The following is a 17614-nucleotide window of genomic DNA, read 5'->3' as shown; positions in this document are numbered from 1 at the left end:
GGGCGGCCCCGACAAACTCGTGTCCGGTCGGGGCCGCCCTCCGTGGCGGCCCGCGTAAGGCGAACAACTCCACCGTGCCGCCTCGGACCTACTTCTCGGTCGGCAGCCCGGCCTTGACCCACGCGGCCCATCCGCCGTCCATGCTGACGACGTTCGCGTACCCCATCTTCTGGAGCGCGTCGGCCGCCAGCGCCGAGCGGAACCCGCCGCCGCAGTACAGCACGATCGGGGTCGCGGGGTCCGGCACCTTCGCCTCGATGTCGCGCTCGATGACCCCCTTGCCGATGTGGACCGCGCCCGCCGCGTGCCCGGCCGCGTACTCGCCGTCCTCCCGCACGTCGACGAGCACGAAGCTCCCGCCCGCGGCGCGGCGGGCCTTCACGTCGTCCACGGAACACTCGCGGACCCGCGACTTGGCGTCCGCCACGATCTTCAAAAACCCCGGTGCGTGCTGCTTGACCACGGCTGCTCTCCAGACCCAAAGGGTGCGATTCGCTCCTGCCCAGTTTTGTACATCCTTCGCGTGTCGCGTGCGCGTTGAAGTCGCACGCCGCACGAATTGCGCGACACGCGAATCCGATCGAGGCCCACTTCATATCGCTTTTCCGCAACGGTTTGTGTCGATTATGAGTCGCCGGTGAAGCAACGGTCCGGGCCTTGCTTTTGCTTCCTCTTGCGTCTCGCTCGTGAGGCCACAATTCCTCTCCGTTCGCAACTCGGAGTGAGTTGATGGCACGGCTACGGACATTCGCACGGGGCACCGCACTCGCGGTGCTCGTGGGCAGCGCGCTCGGGTGCTCGCAGGAACCGGGGGCGGTCTCGGGCGAAGTGACCATCGGCGGCAAGCCGCTCCCCGGGGGCGTGATCTCGTTTCATTCGGAAGTGGGGAGTTCCCCGGTCGTCAACGCGCCGATCAAGGACGGCAAGTACACCGTGTCCGGGGTGCCGTCGGGCAACGCGATCGTCACGGTCGGGAACCCCCGGCCGTCGCCGGGCTGCCGCCCGGTGCCCCCGCGGTACGGCGACCCGGACACGTCCGGGCTGACCCTCATCGTGCAGCCGGGCGAACAGACGTTCCTCGTCGCGCTCACCCCGTGACACCGGCCCCGCGTCGGCCCCACCCCCGCCCTCTGCACGTCACTTCATCGCGGGTGGTTGATCCGCGGCCGCCGAGCGAGTACCCTCAACCGTAACCCGCCTGAACGCGGGGGCACCGGCCCCCGCTCGCCGCACGCTAACGGAGACCCCTCCCAGTGACCCGCCTGTTCCTCACCGCCGGCGTGCTCGCCGCCGCCGTCGCGCTGCCCGCGTCCGCCGACAACTGGCCCCAGTGGCGCGGCCCCAAGAACGACGGCCACTCCGCCGAGAAGGGGCTGCCGACCGAGTGGGGCGCCGAGAAGAACGTCGTTTGGAAGCTCAAGATGCCGGGGGCCGGCGAGTCCACCCCCGCGGTCTGGGGCGACCGCATGTTCTTCACCTCGGTCGCCGGCGACGACGTGGTGCTGCTGTGCGTCGGCACCGACGGCAAGGAGAAGTGGCGGGACAAGATGTCGGCGACCGGCGGGAACCGCAGCGGGCCGGACAAGGCGACCGACGCCGGCCCGTCGTGCAGCACCGACGGGAAGCACGTGTGGTCGTTCGTCGGCGGCAAGGACGCGGGCCGGCTCACCTGCCACAACTTCGACGGCAAGCTCGTCTGGGAGAAGAACCTCCAGGACTACGGCAAGTTCAGCATCCAGTTCGGGTGCCACTGGACCCCGGTGCTGTACCAGGGCAAGTTGTACCTCCAGGTCATGCACCGGAACGCGCAGGTCCTTGTCGCGCTCGACGCCGCGACCGGCAAGGAACTGTGGAAGGTGAACCGGCCGGGGTACAGCAAGGGCGAGAGCCCGGACGTGTACTCGTCGGCGTTCGTCTGGGAGGGGGAGGGCGGCCCGCTACTCGTCTCGCACGGCAACGACTTCTGCACCGGGCACAAGCTCGAAACCGGCGAGGAGGTGTGGCGGGTGCAGGGGCTGAACCCGAAGGGCAACGGCGCGTGGCGGTTCATCTCGAACCCGATGCTCAGCCCGGACCTGATCGTGGTGCCGTCGTGCAAGGACGGGCCGACGGTCGCGTTCAACCCGGTCGGCGCGAAGGGCGACATCACCCCCGAAAACAAGGCCGAGCTGTGGCGGCTCCCGGCGACGACGAACTTCCGCACCCCGGACGTCATCACCCCGGTCCGCGTCGGCGACATCGTCTACATCTCGAACGACGGGCCGTTCACGGCGCTCGACGCCAAGACCGGCCAGCAACTCTACCGTGAGAAACTGACCACCGCCATCCACCGGTCGAACCTGCTGGCCGCCGGCGGAAACATCTACGTCACCGCGATCAACGGCGCGACGGACGTGGTCGCGGCCGGCAAGGAGTTCAAGAAGGTGGCGACGAACACGCTGCCGGACAAGATCTACGCCTCGCCGGCGGTCGCCGACGGCCGCATCTACATCCGCGGGTACGAGTACCTGTGGGCGATCGGGGCGAAGTAGCGGGGGAGAGTGTTGAAGAGTGTTGGGTGTCGAGAGTGTTGGGTGCCGATCAAACAGCGGGACACGTTAACACTCTCGACACGGCAACACTCCCAACACGCGCTAACACGCAACACTCCCGTCAGTCGGGGTACACGTCGGGGAGGGCGTTGCGGCGGAGCGGGGTCGGGCCGCCGGCCTTCCCCGGCCCCTCGGCCGCCGCCAGCTCGCGGTCCAGCTCGTCGCCGAACTTCACCTGGAACTTCACGTTCGCGACCGACAGCGTGTCGTTGGGCATCAGCGCGGCCCGGCGGACCCGGGTGTTGTTCACCCGCGTGCCGTTCGTGCTCCCCAGGTCGCGGACGAGGATCAGCCCCTCGGTCTTCACCAGGACGCAGTGCTGCTTCGACACGCTCTTGTGGTCGAGCTGCACCTCGCAGTCGGCGTCGCGGCCGACGATCGTCAGGTCCTTCACCAACTCGACGGGCGGGCCGCCGTCTACGGGCACGAGCCGGGCGTTCATGTGGCCCCTGCGGAAGAGATCGGCTGAGGGTGCGACACCCCCCATTGTTGAACCAAATCGGCCCGCGTGCAACCCGCCGTGAAATTCGAAGCACGAAGCACGAAATTCGAACGGCAGGACCAGAATAGGAGTCACGCAGTTGGGCTCGGACCTGCTTACTTCTGGTGGGGCAGACATTCTTGTCTGCCTCCGGAAGCGTCTGGAGGCAGACAAGAATGTCTGCCCCACCAAGCCAACTGCATAACGCCTACCAGAAGCCGAACGGGGTGAGCGTGCGGCTGGGGGCTCGTTGTTCGGATTTCGTGCTTCGAATTTGAGGACGCAGTCCGGCGGTCACGCGCGGTCGGCGGCGACGGTCAGCTCCCGCGGGCCGCGGCACCCGCGGGTCACGTACTCCTGGAAGTGGAAGATCCGCTCCTCGCGGGTGCCGATCACGCCGCGGTGCGGGCTCGCGACCAGGCCCTGCTGCACCCCGCCGTAGATCCGCCCGTCCTCGTCGAACACCTTCTTCGCCACCGCCGTGGCGATCGGCCGCAGGAACCGGTAGGTGGCCCACGCGAGCGGCCCGCGGCGCGCGCCCCGGAGCGTGAAGAACAGGCTCCGGTACCGGCACGTCGCCGGCCCGGTCGGGAACACGCACTGCATGATCCGCATCACGTCCAGCGACGCCCCGGTCACGTGCGGGTGCCGGACCCGGTGCCAGTACATGTTCTCCACCGGCCGCCCGAGCCGCCGCACCATCCAGTTCCCCGCCCGCGTGGGCCAGTCGCTCGGCGGCACCGTGCGGAACGAGGTGAACGTGTCGGTCAGCTCGTGCCACGAGTTCTCCTCGGCCGAGTACTCCTTGAACGTCTTCGGGTGGACCTCCGGGATGTGGTACGACTCCAGCGAGTTCTCGAGCACGATCTTCCAGTTGCACGGGAAGTCCTTCTCCCACGTCGCCGCGTGCCGGTAGTCGCCGCCGTAGTCCTGCCACGGCTCCCAGACCGCCCCGAGCCACTCGCGGAGCGGGACCGGGTTCTCGCCGAGGTTCACGAACACCACGTCGCCGCACGTCTCGACGGCGAACCGCCGCAGGCACGAGTTGTCGCGGTCCCACGGGCGGAACGCCCGCGCGTCGGGGATCTTCCCGGTCCGCCCCTCGGCGTTGAACTCCCACCCGTGGTACTGGCACCGGAGCCGCTCGGTGTTCCCGCGGGGCTTGTCGGTGAGCCGGCTGTGCCGGTGCGGGCACACGTTCAGGAACGCCCGCAGCTCGCCCCCGAAGTTCCGCACCAGGATCGGCGTTTCGAGCAGGTCGAACGTGAGGAAGTCGCCGGGCCGCGCGAGGTCCGACTTCACCGCGAGCGGGTGCCACGCCGGCTGGAACAGGTGCCGCAACTCGGCCCGGTACTGCTCCTCCGAGGTGTACTGGTCCGGCCGCAGGAGGTGCTGGAGGTGCGTCTGGTTGGTGAACATGGTCGGGGTTCTCGGCGAGCCGGGAGCGTGAGCGACCGGAGGGCGTCGCACGGAGCGACGGACCACAACCGCGGAGCTGGCGCGTGGGCGAGGCGGGCGCGTCGGGCCGGTGGCACGGGCCACCAGAACCAGGGGCGACGCCTCGCCCCGCGTCCGCTACCGGCTTCGCCCGCGAATTCCGCACTCCGCACTGGGGTCACTTGCCCCCGAGCTTTTCCATAGTTAGCTCGGGCTGCCAGACTGACAGGAAGGTCGGCAACTTGGTGCGGTCGAGGCCCGGGAGGTTGGGCAGCAGGCCGGCGCCCTGGAGCGGGACGTTCGGCGTCACCGCGTACACGGTGCGGGCCGGGTCGTTGGCCCGCCGGTACAGCACCACCTCGGGCCGCGGGGCCGCGCCGCCCGGCTGGCTGATCCCGGCCGCGACCTGGAGCGCGTCGTCGAGGTCTCCGACCCGGTCCGCGAGCCCGGCGTCCACCGCCTGCCGCCCGGTCATGATGCGGCCGTCGAACGCCCTGGCGGGGTCGATCCGGGGCCGGGACCGCGCCACGTCGGCCAGGATCTGCTTGTGGAACTCGTCGGCCATCGCCTGGAGCATCTGCTTCTCGGCCTCCTTGAGGGGCCGCGCCGACGACCCGATGTCCACCAGCTCGCCCGCCTTGATCGGCTGCGGGATCACGTTGAACTGCGCCATCAGGTCTTGCAGGTTGAACAGGTTGAGGATCACCCCCAAACCGCCGGTCACGGCCGCCGGCTCGGCGACCACCACGTCGGCCGCCGACGCCACGTAGTACGCGCCGCCGGCCGCCACGTCGAGCAGCGAAGCGACCACCGGGAGCTTCGTCCGCTCCTTGAACCGCTCGAGGTCGCGCCGCATCGCGGTGCAGGCCGCGACCCCGCCCCCGGGGCTGTGGACCCGGAGCACGACCGCCCGCACGCACCGGTCGCCCTCGATCGCGTCGAGCTTCTCGCGGAACAGCGCGACCGGGTTCTCGCCGACCGACAACGGACCGACGAACGGGGCGTTGAGGACCAGCCCGTCGACGTCCACGATCGCGACGCGGCCGGCGCCGGCCTGCACGACCACGGGCTTCACCGGCCCGGCGTGCGGGTTCACGGGCGGCATCTCGGCCGTGACGCGGGTGTCGAGCGGGCCGGCCATCGCGACCCGGCTCTCGGTCCGGACCACGAACCGCTGGCACCCGCTCACGAGCATAATACCGACCGCGGCGACGACGAGATGGCGCATTTTTTCCCCCCCGACCTGCCCACGGCACCCACTCTGTCCCCCCAATCGGCGTTTCCCATACCCCCGGTTTAACCTTCCTTCCCGGCACGGTACATGCTTCCGGGGTATCCCCGCGCAAATCGCTGTCAAAGATCCGATCACCCGCCACCCCGCCTTGCGACGAAGGGCTAGAATGCCTTAACTCTCTACACTGCCCAAATTGCCGAAACACTGTGGAATGACGATACTAGGGTGTTGAGAGTCGATGGACCCGAAGCCACAGATGTACCCATTGCCCGGACGCGCGATCTAACCGCGGCCCGTGCCTATCAGGACAAGGAGGTCCGTTGCGGCGAGGAAAGAGATGGAACCGCGCGACAGTATGGTGCTCACCCCGTTCGGGGCCGACCCGGCGATCGCGATTGCGGCGGCCCGCGGCGGTGCGGTCGGGGTCCTCGACCTCGAGTTCGCCCCGGGCGGCGACGCGGCGGACGTCGCCCTCGCCCGGCTGGCCCGGTTCGCGGGGAAGCACTGGGGGGTTCAACTCCGGGCCGACGCCGACGGGCTGCTGAGCCGCCTGATCGCGGGCCCGAACACGCCGGGCCGCGTGGTCCTCGTCGGCGACGCCCCGAAGATCGCCGGCCGCGTCGCCGAGCTGCGGGCCGCCGGGATCGAGGTCTTCGCCTCTGTCGTGGGCATCGCCGAAGCCGCCCGCGCCGCGGAACTGAAGCTCGACGGCATCATCCTCAAGGGCCACGAGGCCGGCGGCCGCATCGGGACCGACACGTCGTTCATCCTCATCCAGAAGTGGCGGCTGTACGCCGCGAAGCACGACCTCACGATCCCGTTCTGGGTCCAGGGCGGCATCGGCCCGCACACCGCGGCCGCGTGCCTCGCCGGCGGCGCGGCGGGCGTGGTCCTCGACTCGCAGGTGCTGCTCGCCCGCGAGTCCGGCGCGTCGGACTCGCTGCGCAAGCGCATTGCCGGGCTCGACGGCGGCGAGACGACCATCCTCGGCGCGAAGCTCGGTGCTGCCTACCGGGTGTACGCCCGGCCCGACAGCCCCGCAGCGGCCGAACTCGCGAAGGACGAGGAACTGCTCCTCGCGATGGAGCAACCGGCCGAGGTGAAGCTCGCCGCGTGGCACGCCGCCGTGAGGGCCCGCGTCGCCGCCGACCCGACCGACGGCGCGTGGTTCGTCGGGCAGGACGTGGTGACGGCTCCGTCGCTGGCCGCCGCGGGCGTCACCGTCTCGGGCATCGTGCAGACGATCTGCGAGCGCGCCGCCAAGCTCCTCGACACCGCCCGCCACGTCGCGCACCTCGCCGAAGGTTCGGCCCTCGCGAAGTCGCACGGCACGAAGTACCCGGTCCTCCAGGGGCCGATGACCCGGGTGAGCGACACGGCCGCGTTCGCGGACGCCGTCGCCACCGGCGGCGCGCTGCCGTTCCTCGCGCTGGCGCTGCTCCGCAGGGCCGAGACCGACAAGCTCCTCGCGGAAACCAAGGCGAAGCTCGGCAAGAAGCCGTGGGGCGTCGGCCTCCTCGGGTTCGTGCCGGCCGAGATCCGCGCCGAGCAGATGGAGGCGATCCGGCACCACAAGCCGCCGTTCGCGATCATCGCCGGCGGCCGCCCGGACCAGGCCAAGGAACTCGACGCGCAGGGCACCCCGACGTACCTGCACGTCCCGTCGCCCGGCCTGCTCAGGATGTTCCTCAAGGACGGCGCGCGGCGGTTCATCTTCGAGGGCCAGGAGTGCGGCGGGCACATCGGCCCGCGGGCCAGCTTCGCGCTCTGGGAGGCGATGGTCACCGTCCTGCTCGACCACATCGGCAACCGGCCGGCCGACGACCTGCACGTCGTGTTCGCCGGCGGCATCCACGACGCGCTGTCGGCGAAGATGGTCGCAGCTTTGAGTGCCGGCCTGGCCGAGAAGGGCGTCAAGGTCGGCGCGCTGCTCGGCACCGCGTACCTCTTCACGAAGGAAGCGGTCGCGGGCGGCGCGATCACCGAGCGGTTCCAGAAGGAAGCGCTCGCCTGCGGCGACACGGTGCTGCTCGAAACCGGCCCCGGCCACGCGATCCGGTGCATCCCGACGCCGTACGCCGAGACGTTCGCGGCCGAGAAGCGGAAGCTCGCCGCCGAGGGGAAGAGCCACCTCGAAGTCGGCATCGCCCTGGAGCGCATGAACCTCGGCCGGCTCCGCGTCGCGAGCAAGGGGGTCGATCGCGTCGGCGACGCGGGCGCGAAGGCGACGAAGCCCCGGGCCGACGGGCTCGTCGAGGTGCCCGCCGACGAGCAGTTCCAGCGCGGCATGTACATGATCGGCCAGATCGCCGCGCTGCGGGACTCGGTCACCACCATCGCCGAACTGCACGCGAACGTCTGCGGCACGGCGCGCGACGCTTCGGTCCCCGTGGCTGCCACACTCCGCGTCTCCCCCGCCGTCCTTGATGCGCCGCCGCCGTGCGACGTCGCCATCGTCGGCCTGTCGTGCTTCTACCCGGGCTCGGTCGGGGTCAACCAGTACTGGGAGAACGTCCTCAACAAGGTGAACGCGGTCATCGAGATCCCGGCGTCGCACTGGGACTGGCGGCCGTTCTACGACCCGGACCCCCGCGCCCGCGACAAGATGATCTCGAAGTGGGGCGGGTTCATGTCGGACGTGCTGTTCGACCCGCTCGCGTTCGGCATCACCCCGAAGAGCATCCCGAACATCGAGCCGCTGCAACTGCTGCTCCTCGAAGCGGTGCGGCAGGCGATCGCCGACGCGGGGTACGCGGACCGGCCGTTCAGCCGCGAGCGGACGTGCGCGATCCTGGGCGTGGGCGGCGGCGGGATGCCGCTGTCGGTGGCCTACGGGTTCCGCACCTGCATGCCGCTGCTCGACTCGATCCCGGGCGTCCCGATCAAGGGCCACCAGGTCGTCGAGCTGGCCGAGGGCATCCTCCCCGAGTGGACCGAGGACTCGTTCCCCGGCATCCTGCTGAACGTCGCCGCGGGCCGGGTGTCGAACCGGTTCAACCTGGGCGGCCCGAACATGGCGATCGACGCCGCGTGCGGGTCGTCGCTGGCGGCGCTGTACGCCGGCATCCGCGAGCTGAACGACGGGACCAGCGACGTCGCCATCGTGATGGGCGGCGACGCGGTGCAGACGCCCTACGCCTACGTCGCGTTCTCGAAGACCTACGCGCTGAGCCCGAAGGGCCGGTGCCGCCCGTTCGACGCGGCCGCCGACGGCATCGCGCTGGCCGAGGGCGTCGGCGTCACCGTGCTCAAGCGCCTCGCCGACGCCGAGCGCGACGGCGACCGCATCTACGGCGTCATCAAGGGCATCGGGGCCAGCAGCGACGGCCGCGACAAGGGGCTCACCGCGCCGCGGGCCGAGGGCCAGTTGCGGGCGCTCCACCGGGCCTACGCCCAGGCCCGCGTCTCGCCGGCCCGCGTCGGGCTGGTCGAGGCGCACGGCACCGGCACCGTCGTCGGCGACCAGACCGAGGCGCGGGCCATCGGCCAGTTGCTCCGCGAGGCCGGCGGCCAGGAGCGGTCGTGCGCCCTCGGGTCGGTGAAGTCGATGATCGGGCACAGCAAGTGCGCCGCCGGGCTCGCCGGGCTCATCAAGACGACGTTCGCCTTGCACCACAAGGTGCTGCCGCCGACGCTCGTCGAGACCCCGAACCCGAAGGCCAACTTCGAGGGCGGCCCGCTGTACCTGAACACCGAGCCGCGGCCGTGGGTCCACGGGGCCGAGTACCCGCGGACCGCCGGGGTCAGCGCGTTCGGGTTCGGCGGCACGAACTTCCACACGGTCGTCGAGGAGTACAGCGGCGACTACCTGGACCGCCCGAGCGCCGGGTTCCGCAAGTGGCCGGCGGAACTGTTCGTGTGGCGGCGCGCGACCGTCGCCTCGCTCACAACCGACGTGAAGAAGACCCGCGACGCACTCGCGGCGGGCGCGGTCCCCGACCTGTGCGACCTCGCCGCATCAGTGTGGCAGTCGAGCAGGGCCGGCGACGGCCAGCCGACCCTCGCCGTGGTCGCGACCTCGCTCGACGACCTGAGGGACAAGCTCGACGCGGCGCTCGAGAAGCTGGCGAAGCCGGCCGACGCGCTGACCGACCCGCGAGGGATCTTCTTCGCCGCGAAGCCCGAGCGGTCCAAGGTGGCGTTCCTGTTCCCGGGGCAGGGGTCGCAGTACCCGGACATGCTCGCGCAGACGGCGATCGCGTTCCCCGAGGTTCGGGCGGTGCTCGATCGCGCCGAGCGCACGCTCGCCAAGGACCTGGAGAAGCCGCTCGGCCGGTTCGTGTACCCGCCGTCGGCGTTCACGCCCGACCAGGAGACGGCGAACCGCAAAGACCTCCAGCGCACCGAAGTGGCCCAGCCGGCGCTCGGAGCGACGAGCCTCGGCATGTTCAAGCTGCTCACGGCGCTCGGGGTCGAGGCCGACTTCTTCGCCGGCCACAGCTACGGCGAGTACGCCGCCCTCGCGGCCGCCGGGGCGCTCGGCGAGGACGACCTGATCCGCCTGTCGTACCGCCGCGGGCAGGTGATCCGCGATGCGGCGGCGAGCGCGGCCGGCGGCATGATCGCCGTCGACGCGACGCCGCAGACCATCGAGCCGCTGCTGAAGGGCGTCGAAGGGGTGTGGGTCGCGAACCACAACTCGCCGAGCCAGACGGTGCTCGCGGGAACGGAAGACGGCCTGAAGACCGCGGCCGCGAAGCTGCAAGCGGCGAGTGTGCGCAACCAGCGCATCCCGGTCGCGTGCGGGTTCCACTCGCCGCTGATCGCCGGGGCGAAGGCCCCGCTCGCGGCGGCGCTCGCCGAGGCGAAGTTCGCGGCACCGCGGAAGCCGGTGTACTCGAACACGACCGGCAAGCCGCACGGCACCGGCATCGCGGCGCAACTCGCCGAGCACCTCGTGTCGCCGGTGAAGTTCGCCGACGAGGTGGTGGCGATGCACGCGGCCGGCGCGCGGGTGTTCGTCGAGGTCGGCCCGCAGGCGGTGCTCACCGGGCTGGCGGCGCAGACGCTCGCGGGCCAGCCGCACGTCGCGCTCGCGTCCGACGTGAAGTCGCGGCCCGGCCTCGTGCAGCTCGCGCACCTGCTCGGCCAACTCTTCGCCGCCGGCGTGCCGGTGAAGCTCGACCGGCTGTTCCAGGGCCGCACCGTCCAGGCGTTCGACCTGGCGAAGCTCGGACCGGACACCGGCAAGCCGAAGATCCCGGCGACCGCGTGGGTCGTCAACGGGGTCCGCAGCCGGCCGATCAACGGCCCCGAGCCGCGGCTCCTCGGGCAGAACCACTCGGGCAACACGCCGGCCCCCGCAGCGACACCGACCGCGGTGAAGCCGGCGGCCGCCGCGAAGGTCTCGACCAACGGCGACCACGCACCCGCCCCGAAGGCCGCCCCCGCGCCGGTCGCCGCGCCGGTCGCCGCTCCGAAGCCGGTCCCCGCTGTCGCGGCGCAGGTGACTGTCGCCGCCCGCCCCGCTCCCACTCATACCCCGTCCGTTGTCCCCGGGATCACACCAGCGATGAACACCACCGAGCCGGCGCGCGTCGCCCCGTCGAATAACGGTCACCCCGCCCCGGACGGTGCGGCGGCCGTCATGATGCGGTTCCAGGAGGTGATGGCCAAGTTCCTCGACACGCAGAAGAGCGTGATGCTCGGCTACCTCGGGACCGGCGGCACCGCACCGGCCGCGAACGGCCACGCGGCCCAATCGCTCAGTAACGGGAACGGGAACGGCCACGCCAACGGCAACGCGCACTCGATCGGCAACGGCAACGGCAACGGTCACACCAACGGCTACAGCAACGGCCACGCCACTGTACCGGTTCCGGCTCCCGCGCCGGCCCCCGCGGTGACGAACCGCATCGCCGCCGTCGAGCCGGTCGCGCGGCCCGCCGTACCGGTGGCAACGCCCGCGACGAACGGCAAGCACGCGCCGGAACCGGCGGCGGTAACCGCCGTCGTGCCCGCCGCACCCGCACCCGCGCCCGCGGCGGCGCTCGACCGCGACGCGCTCCTGGCCCGGCTCCTCGACCTCGTCAGCGAGCGGACCGGCTACCCGAAGGAGGCGCTGAGCATCGACCTCGACCTCGAAGCCGACCTGGGCGTCGATTCGATCAAGCGGGTCGAGATCCTCGGCACCCTCGCCGAGTCGATCGGCACCGGGGCCGACGGCAAGCAGCCGACCCTGGAGATGGAGAAGCTCTCCACCATCAAGACGCTCCGCGGCATCGCCGACTACGTCTCGGAGGCGCTCGCCGGCACGGCCGACGAGGGCGCCCCGGCCCCGGCCCTCGCGCCGTCGGCCAACGGCACGCACCCGAAGGCGCTCCCGGCCGCCGAGCGGAACGGCGACCTGCACCCCGGCGCCCGGCAGGGCGAGGTGCAGCGGCTGGTCGTGCGGCTCGTCGACGCCCCGCTCCCGGCCCGCCCGAAGTTCGCGCCGCCGACCGGCACCATCCTCCTCACCGACGACGGCCGCGGCACCGCACGCGAACTCGCCGACCGCCTCGCCGAACTCGACGTGAAGACCGCGCTGATTCGCATGGCCGACGGCAAGGGCGAGGGGTTCGCCGCGGACCTCACCGACCCGGCTGCCGTTACCGACTTGCTCGGCCGCGTGCGCGAGGCGTGCGGCCCGGTGTCCGGGCTGATCCACCTGCTCCCGCTCGCCGAGCCGGCCGACACCGAGCCGCCCGAGCAGCGGATGCGCCGCGAGGTGAAGTCGCTGTACCTGCTGGCCCGCGGGCTGGAGACCGACATCCGCGCCGCCGGGAAGGCCGGGAGCGGGGTGCTGCTCGCCGTCACCGCGATGGGCGGGCGGATGGGCTTCGGCGGCGACCTCCCCGAAGACTTCTTCGCCGGGCACGGCGGCGTCGCCGGGTTCACCAAGTGCCTCGGGTACGAGTGGCCGGAGGTCACCGTGCGCGTCGTGGACGTGGACGGCGAGACCCCCGCGACGCACCTCGCCGAGGACCTGCTCGCCGAACTCGGCGACGCCGACGGCCCGTTCGAGGTGGGTGTCGCCGGCGAGACCCGCAAGACGTGGCAGGTCGAACCCGGCCCGCTCGCAAAGGACGAGGCCGCCATCGAACTCGACGCGACCTCGACCGTCCTCATCACCGGCGGCGCGCGCGGCATCACCGCCCGGGTCGCGCTCGAACTCGCGACGCGGTACAAATCGAAGCTCGTGCTCGTCGGCAGCTCGCCGCTGCCGGCCGCGGAGGCCGCCGACACCGCCGGCCTGACGGCGCAAGCCGAGATCAAGGCCGCGCTCCTCAAGCGCCAGCCCGACGCGAAGCCCGCGCTCATCGAAGCGGCCTACCGCCGGCTGCTCAAGGACCGCGAGATCCTCGGGAACCTCGACGCGATTCGTGCGGCCGGGAGCGCGGTCGAGTACCGCTCGGTCGACGTGCGCGACGCGAAGGCGTTCGGCGCGCTGCTCGACGAGCTGAACGCGACCGCGGGCGGCATCACCGGCGTGATCCACGGGGCCGGGGTGATCGAGGACAAGCTGCTCCGCGACAAGACCCCCGAGTCGTTCGACCGCGTGTTCGGCACCAAGGTCGAGAGCGCGCTGACGCTGGTGCGGCACCTGGACCCGGCGAGGGTCAAGTTCCTGTCGGTGTTCGCGTCGATCACCAGCCGGTACGGGAACCGCGGGCAGTCCGACTACGCCGCGGCGAACGAGGTGCTGAGCAAGCTGGCGTGCGACCTGGACCGCCGGTGGCCGGGCCGGGTGGTGTCGGTGGCGTGGGGGCCGTGGGCCGAGGTCGGCATGGTCGCGGACCTGGAGAAGCACCTGGTCGCCCGCGGGCTCAAGCTGATCGAGCCGGCCGTCGGCGGCGGGTTCGCGGTGGACGAGGTGGTGTTCGGCGCCAAGGGCGAGCCCGAGGTGCTGATCGCCGGCGGCACCGAGCACGCCCGCCCGAAGGCCGCCGCCGCGCCCGAACTCGCGGCCGCCGGGGCGCAGTAAGCGGTTCTTGCCCTCTCCCCTTGCGGGAGAGGGTGGCGAGGCTTTGCGAGCCGGGTGAGGGGTGGCACCGCGACGCACCGTGCGGCGCCACCCCTCACCCGCCGCTCGAGGACTCGCGGCACCCTCTCCCGCAAGGGGAGAGGGCAAAACACAGTAGCCACCCTCCGCGATCCCAAGCATGGTTGTCATCGCCCAATCGCCGGCCCCGCAGCACACCGCACCGGTCGTCGGCTGGGACACCGAGGCGTTCGTCCTGAGCGGGGCGGACCGGGCCGAGTTGCGCGAGCGCGCGCTCGCGCTCGCAACGGAAGTCGAACGCCACCCCGGCGCGCCGCTCGCGGAGGTCGCCGCGCGGCTCGCGGCCGACCTGCGGCCCGGCGGGGTGCGGCTCGCGGTCGTCGCGGCGTCGCCCGCCGATCTCGCCGCGAAGCTCCGCCGCGGGGCGGATCGCGTCGCCGACCCGAAGTGCAAGCAGGTCCGCGACACCAACGGCCTCTACTTCTTCGAGACGCCGCTCGCCACGCAGGGCTCGCTCGCGCTCCTGTTCCCGGGCGAGGGCGCACAGTACCCCGGGATGCTCGCCGACCTGTGTACGGTGTTCCCCGAGGTCGAGGACACGTTCTCGTGGTGCGACCAGCTCGCGGCCGAGTCCGGCCGGCCGTCGCTGCGGACCGTGCTGCACCCGGCCCCGGAGGACCGTGCCGCCGCGGAGGTCGAGCTGCGGCAACTCGGCCCGTCGATCTTCGGCGTGCTGCTCGCCGACCTCGCCGTCACGCGGCTGCTCCAGAACCTTCAGCTCCCCGTCTCGGCGGTGGCGGGGCACAGTGCGGGCGAACTCGCGGCGCTGCTCGCGGCCGGCGCGATGGACTCGACGGCCATGATCGGCCCGAGCCTGATCGAGACGACGGACCTGATGCAGCGGCTCGAAGACGAGGCCGGCGGCGACGTGGCGCTGCTCGCGGTCGGGGCCGGGCGCGCCGCGGTCGAGGAGGTCGCGGCGAACGTGGCCCGCGGGGGCGTGGTCGTCGCGATGGACAACTGCCCGCACCAGTCGGTCGCGGTCGGGCCGACGCACCTGGTCGCGGCGGTCGAGGCGGCGCTGCTGGAGCGCGGGCTCGTGTGCGAGCGGCTCCCGTTCCGGCGGCCGTACCACACCCCGCTGTTCGAGCAGTGGATGCCGCAGTTCCGCGAGCTGTTCGCCCGCATCCCGTTCGCGGTCCCGCACACGCCGATCTACTCGTGCTCGACCGGCCGGCCGTTCCCCGGTGACCCGGACGCGATCCGCGACCTCGCCGTGAACCACTGGGTCTCGCCGGTCGAGTTCACGCGGATGATCGAGACGATGTACGCCGACGGGGTGCGGATCTTCGTCGAGGCCGGGCCGCGGGGGAACCTGTCGGCGTTCGCCGAGGACGTGCTCCGCGGCAGGCCGTGCGCGGTGATCCCGGCGAACGTGGTCCGCAAGAGCGGCCCGACCCAGGTGAACCACATGGTCGCCCAGCTCGCCGCGCACCACGTCCCGCTCAACCTCGCGCACCTGTACGCGGGCCGCGTGGCCGGGGCCGAGGCGAGCGGGGGGTGTGAACCCCCCGAGTGGAGCGCCAGTCAGACAAGACAGGAGAACCAAGAACTCGGGGGGTTCACACCCCCCGCTCGCCAAGATTCAACCGACCCCGTGATGGACGGGTACTTCGGCGCGATGGAGCAGTTCCTCGACGTGCAGCGCGAGGTCGTGCACGCGTTCCTCGCCGGCCGCGGCGAGGCCGTCGCGCTCCCCGCGGACCTCGAAGCGCTCCCCGAGTTTTTCCCGACCCCCGAGCCCGCACCGGAGCCCGAGCGGCCGTTCTGCTTCCTGGGCGAGCCGGTGCAGTTCGAGCCGGGCCGCGAGGCGGTGTTCCGCCGCACCCTCGACCTGCACGAGGACCTGTACGTCGACGACCACACGCTCGGCGGCCGCGGGGTCAGCCGCGCCGACCCGAAGCAGAACGGGCTCCCCGTGCTGCCGATGACGTTCAGCCTCGAAGCGATGGCCGCGGCCGCCTCGACGCTCGTGCCGGGGAAGGTGGTCACCGCGCTCCGCGACGTGCGGCTGTTCCGCTGGGTGCCCTACGACCACGAACCGACGACGTTCGAGGTCCGCGTCTCGGTCGCTTCGGTGAACGCCGAGACGGGCGTGGTCGAGGTGAGGGCGAACGTCCGCGACCTGGGCAACTCGTTCCTCGCCGACGCGGCGAACAAGCCGTCGTCGGAGGCGACGGTGGTGCTGGCCGACCGCTACAACGAGCCGCCCGAGCCGCTGCCGTTCGTGCTCTCCGACGAGGCGCCGTGTACCGCGACCGTCGAGGAGCTGCGGAGGAACCTGTTCCACGGGCCGGTGTTCCAGATGCTCCGCTCGCTGGACCGGTTCGGCAAGGAGGGGATCGAGGGGACGCTCGAAGTGCAGGACCGCGACACGTGGTTCCGGTCGAACCCGAACCCGCGGACCGTCATCGACCCGGTGCTGATCGACGCGGCGATGCACATCCTCGGCGCGTGGCACCTCGAACAGCCCGACTGGTCCGGCCGCATCCTGCTCCCGATCGGCATGAAGAGCCTGGAGTTCTTCGGGCCGGTCCCCGGGGTCGGCAGCCGGCTCCTGGTCCGCGGGCACAACGAGGAGGAGACGGCGCGGCAGACACGCAACGGCATCGAGCTGTTCGACGCAACCGGCCGCCCGTGGTTCCGCCTCAGCGGGGCCGGGTACTGGCGGTTCTACCTGCCGTTCGGCGACACGAACTTCTTCGGCCCGAAGGACCAGTACTTCCTGAGCAGCCGGGTGCCCGACGCCGAGGCGGCGGAAGCGAGCCGGTGCTACTTCCTCGACCCGCCGCTCGACCTCCAGCAGCCGGCGCTGCGGGCCTCGGGGGTGCGAGTGAGCATGACCCCGACCGAGCAGGCCGCGTTCATCAAGGTGCAAGGGACCGACGCCGAGAAGTCGGACTGGTTCTTCTCGCGCTTGGTGGCGAAGGACGCGGCCCGTGCGCTCTCGAACACGGGCCGCGCGAGCGGGACGTTCCCGGCCGACATGGAGTCCGAGGTTCACGGCAACGTCGTGCTGTGCCGCCCCCGCGGCGAGCCGGGCGGCGAGCCGTTCCCCCTGGCGAAGGTCGCGGTGGTGAAGGGCCGGGTCGCGGCGTTCGCCTCGACCGCCGAGCGGTTCGGCGTCGGCCTCGTACTGGCGAAGAAGAGCGACTCGGATGACGCGCTGCGGCTCGAAGCCGCCCGCCAAGCGGCCGCCGACGCGCTCGGCGTCCCCGCCGATAGCCTGACCGCGACGGCCGGCGAGCAGCCGGGGAGTGTGCGGGTCGCGCACGGCGGCCGGGCGTTCCGCGTGCGAACCGCCCGGCACAAGGACGTGGTGATCGCGACGACCGTGTGCGAGGTAGAATCTTAGGCGTGGTCTTTGGTGGGGCAGGCATTCTTGCCTGCCGTCAGACGCCGGGGAGGCAGGCAAGAATGCCTGCCCCACCAGAACGAGGAATGGGATGCCCCGCAGCGCCGAGCAACTGTACGCCGACCTCGCGACGATTGTCGCGGCCGCGTTCCCGGACCGCGACGTGTCGGTCCCCATCGGCCCGGACACGAAGGTGTTCGCCGACATCGGGCTGGCGTCGATCGAACTGGTCGTGCTGGGCGAGCGGCTCGAACAGTTCTACGGCCGGAAGCTGCCGTACGGCCCGTTCCTTGCGGGGCTCCGGACCCGCGGGGCCGAAGACCTGGTCCTCGGCGAGTTGGTGGCGTTCTTACAGACCCACGTTTAGCCGCGGCGGATACCCGCGGTTCGCGTGTGTGGGATGTGAGTGATCGTGGTGCCCCTCACCCGCCGCGAAGCGCGGCGACCTCTCCCCGTAGGAACGGGGCGAGGT

The 17614-nt window shown here is 71.6% G+C and carries 9 protein-coding genes; 5 read left to right on the top strand and 4 right to left on the bottom strand.

The window, feature by feature from the left end; translation table 11 throughout:
- Window positions 1-88: 88 nt before the first annotated feature.
- The gene (locus tag ACTIGN_RS08045; RefSeq protein WP_439622600.1) at window positions 89-463 is read right to left on the bottom strand and encodes a rhodanese-like domain-containing protein; all 375 of its coding nucleotides are present in this window, start codon (window positions 461-463) and stop codon (window positions 89-91) included.
- A 266-nt stretch (window positions 464-729) separates the two neighbouring features.
- Here ACTIGN_RS08045 and ACTIGN_RS08040 point away from each other — a divergent pair, with 266 nt between their 5' ends.
- Window positions 730-1098: a hypothetical protein gene (locus tag ACTIGN_RS08040; protein ID WP_439622598.1), complete on the top strand. Its 369-nt coding sequence runs from the start codon at window positions 730-732 to the stop codon at window positions 1096-1098.
- Window positions 1099-1253: 155 nt separating this feature from the next.
- Window positions 1254-2531, top strand: coding sequence for an outer membrane protein assembly factor BamB family protein (locus ACTIGN_RS08035; RefSeq protein WP_439622596.1), 1278 nt, complete (start codon window positions 1254-1256; stop codon window positions 2529-2531).
- Window positions 2532-2652: 121 nt separating this feature from the next.
- Here the strand turns inward: ACTIGN_RS08035 and ACTIGN_RS08030 are convergent, their stop codons facing one another.
- The 3 genes from ACTIGN_RS08030 to ACTIGN_RS08020 all read right to left on the bottom strand — a co-directional run bounded on the left by ACTIGN_RS08030 (window position 2653) and on the right by ACTIGN_RS08020 (window position 5737).
- Window positions 2653-3033, bottom strand: a complete 381-nt coding sequence (locus ACTIGN_RS08030; protein WP_439622594.1) for an FHA domain-containing protein — start codon at window positions 3031-3033, stop codon at window positions 2653-2655.
- A 333-nt stretch (window positions 3034-3366) separates the two neighbouring features.
- Window positions 3367-4491 carry an aromatic ring-hydroxylating oxygenase subunit alpha gene (locus ACTIGN_RS08025; RefSeq protein WP_439622592.1) on the bottom strand — a complete coding sequence of 375 codons (1125 nt, stop codon included), beginning with the start codon at window positions 4489-4491 and terminating at the stop codon, window positions 3367-3369.
- Between the two features lie 196 nt (window positions 4492-4687).
- Entirely contained in the window at window positions 4688-5737 is a 1050-nt protein-coding gene (locus ACTIGN_RS08020) for a S49 family peptidase (protein WP_439622590.1), read from the bottom strand.
- Window positions 5738-6080: 343 nt separating this feature from the next.
- Between ACTIGN_RS08020 and ACTIGN_RS08015 the strand changes: the two genes are divergently transcribed.
- The 3 genes from ACTIGN_RS08015 to ACTIGN_RS08005 all read left to right on the top strand — a co-directional run bounded on the left by ACTIGN_RS08015 (window position 6081) and on the right by ACTIGN_RS08005 (window position 17509).
- The gene (locus tag ACTIGN_RS08015) at window positions 6081-13709 is read left to right on the top strand and encodes an SDR family NAD(P)-dependent oxidoreductase (RefSeq protein WP_439622588.1); all 7629 of its coding nucleotides are present in this window, start codon (window positions 6081-6083) and stop codon (window positions 13707-13709) included.
- Window positions 13710-13887: 178 nt separating this feature from the next.
- A complete protein-coding gene (locus ACTIGN_RS08010) occupies window positions 13888-17142 on the top strand; it encodes an acyltransferase domain-containing protein (protein WP_439622587.1) in 3255 nt (1084 codons plus the stop codon).
- A gap of 91 nt (window positions 17143-17233) precedes the next feature.
- Complete coding sequence (locus ACTIGN_RS08005) at window positions 17234-17509, top strand: acyl carrier protein (RefSeq protein WP_439622585.1); 276 nt, start codon at window positions 17234-17236, stop codon at window positions 17507-17509.
- The last annotated feature ends 105 nt before the right edge of the window (window positions 17510-17614 follow it).

Origin of the sequence: Gemmata sp., assembly GCF_051859125.1 — a bacterium.
In the GTDB taxonomy this organism is placed as follows: Bacteria; Planctomycetota; Planctomycetia; order Gemmatales; family Gemmataceae; genus Gemmata.
Note: the sequence above shows the minus strand (reverse complement) of the source record. Positions and strands in the feature narration are given on the sequence as shown.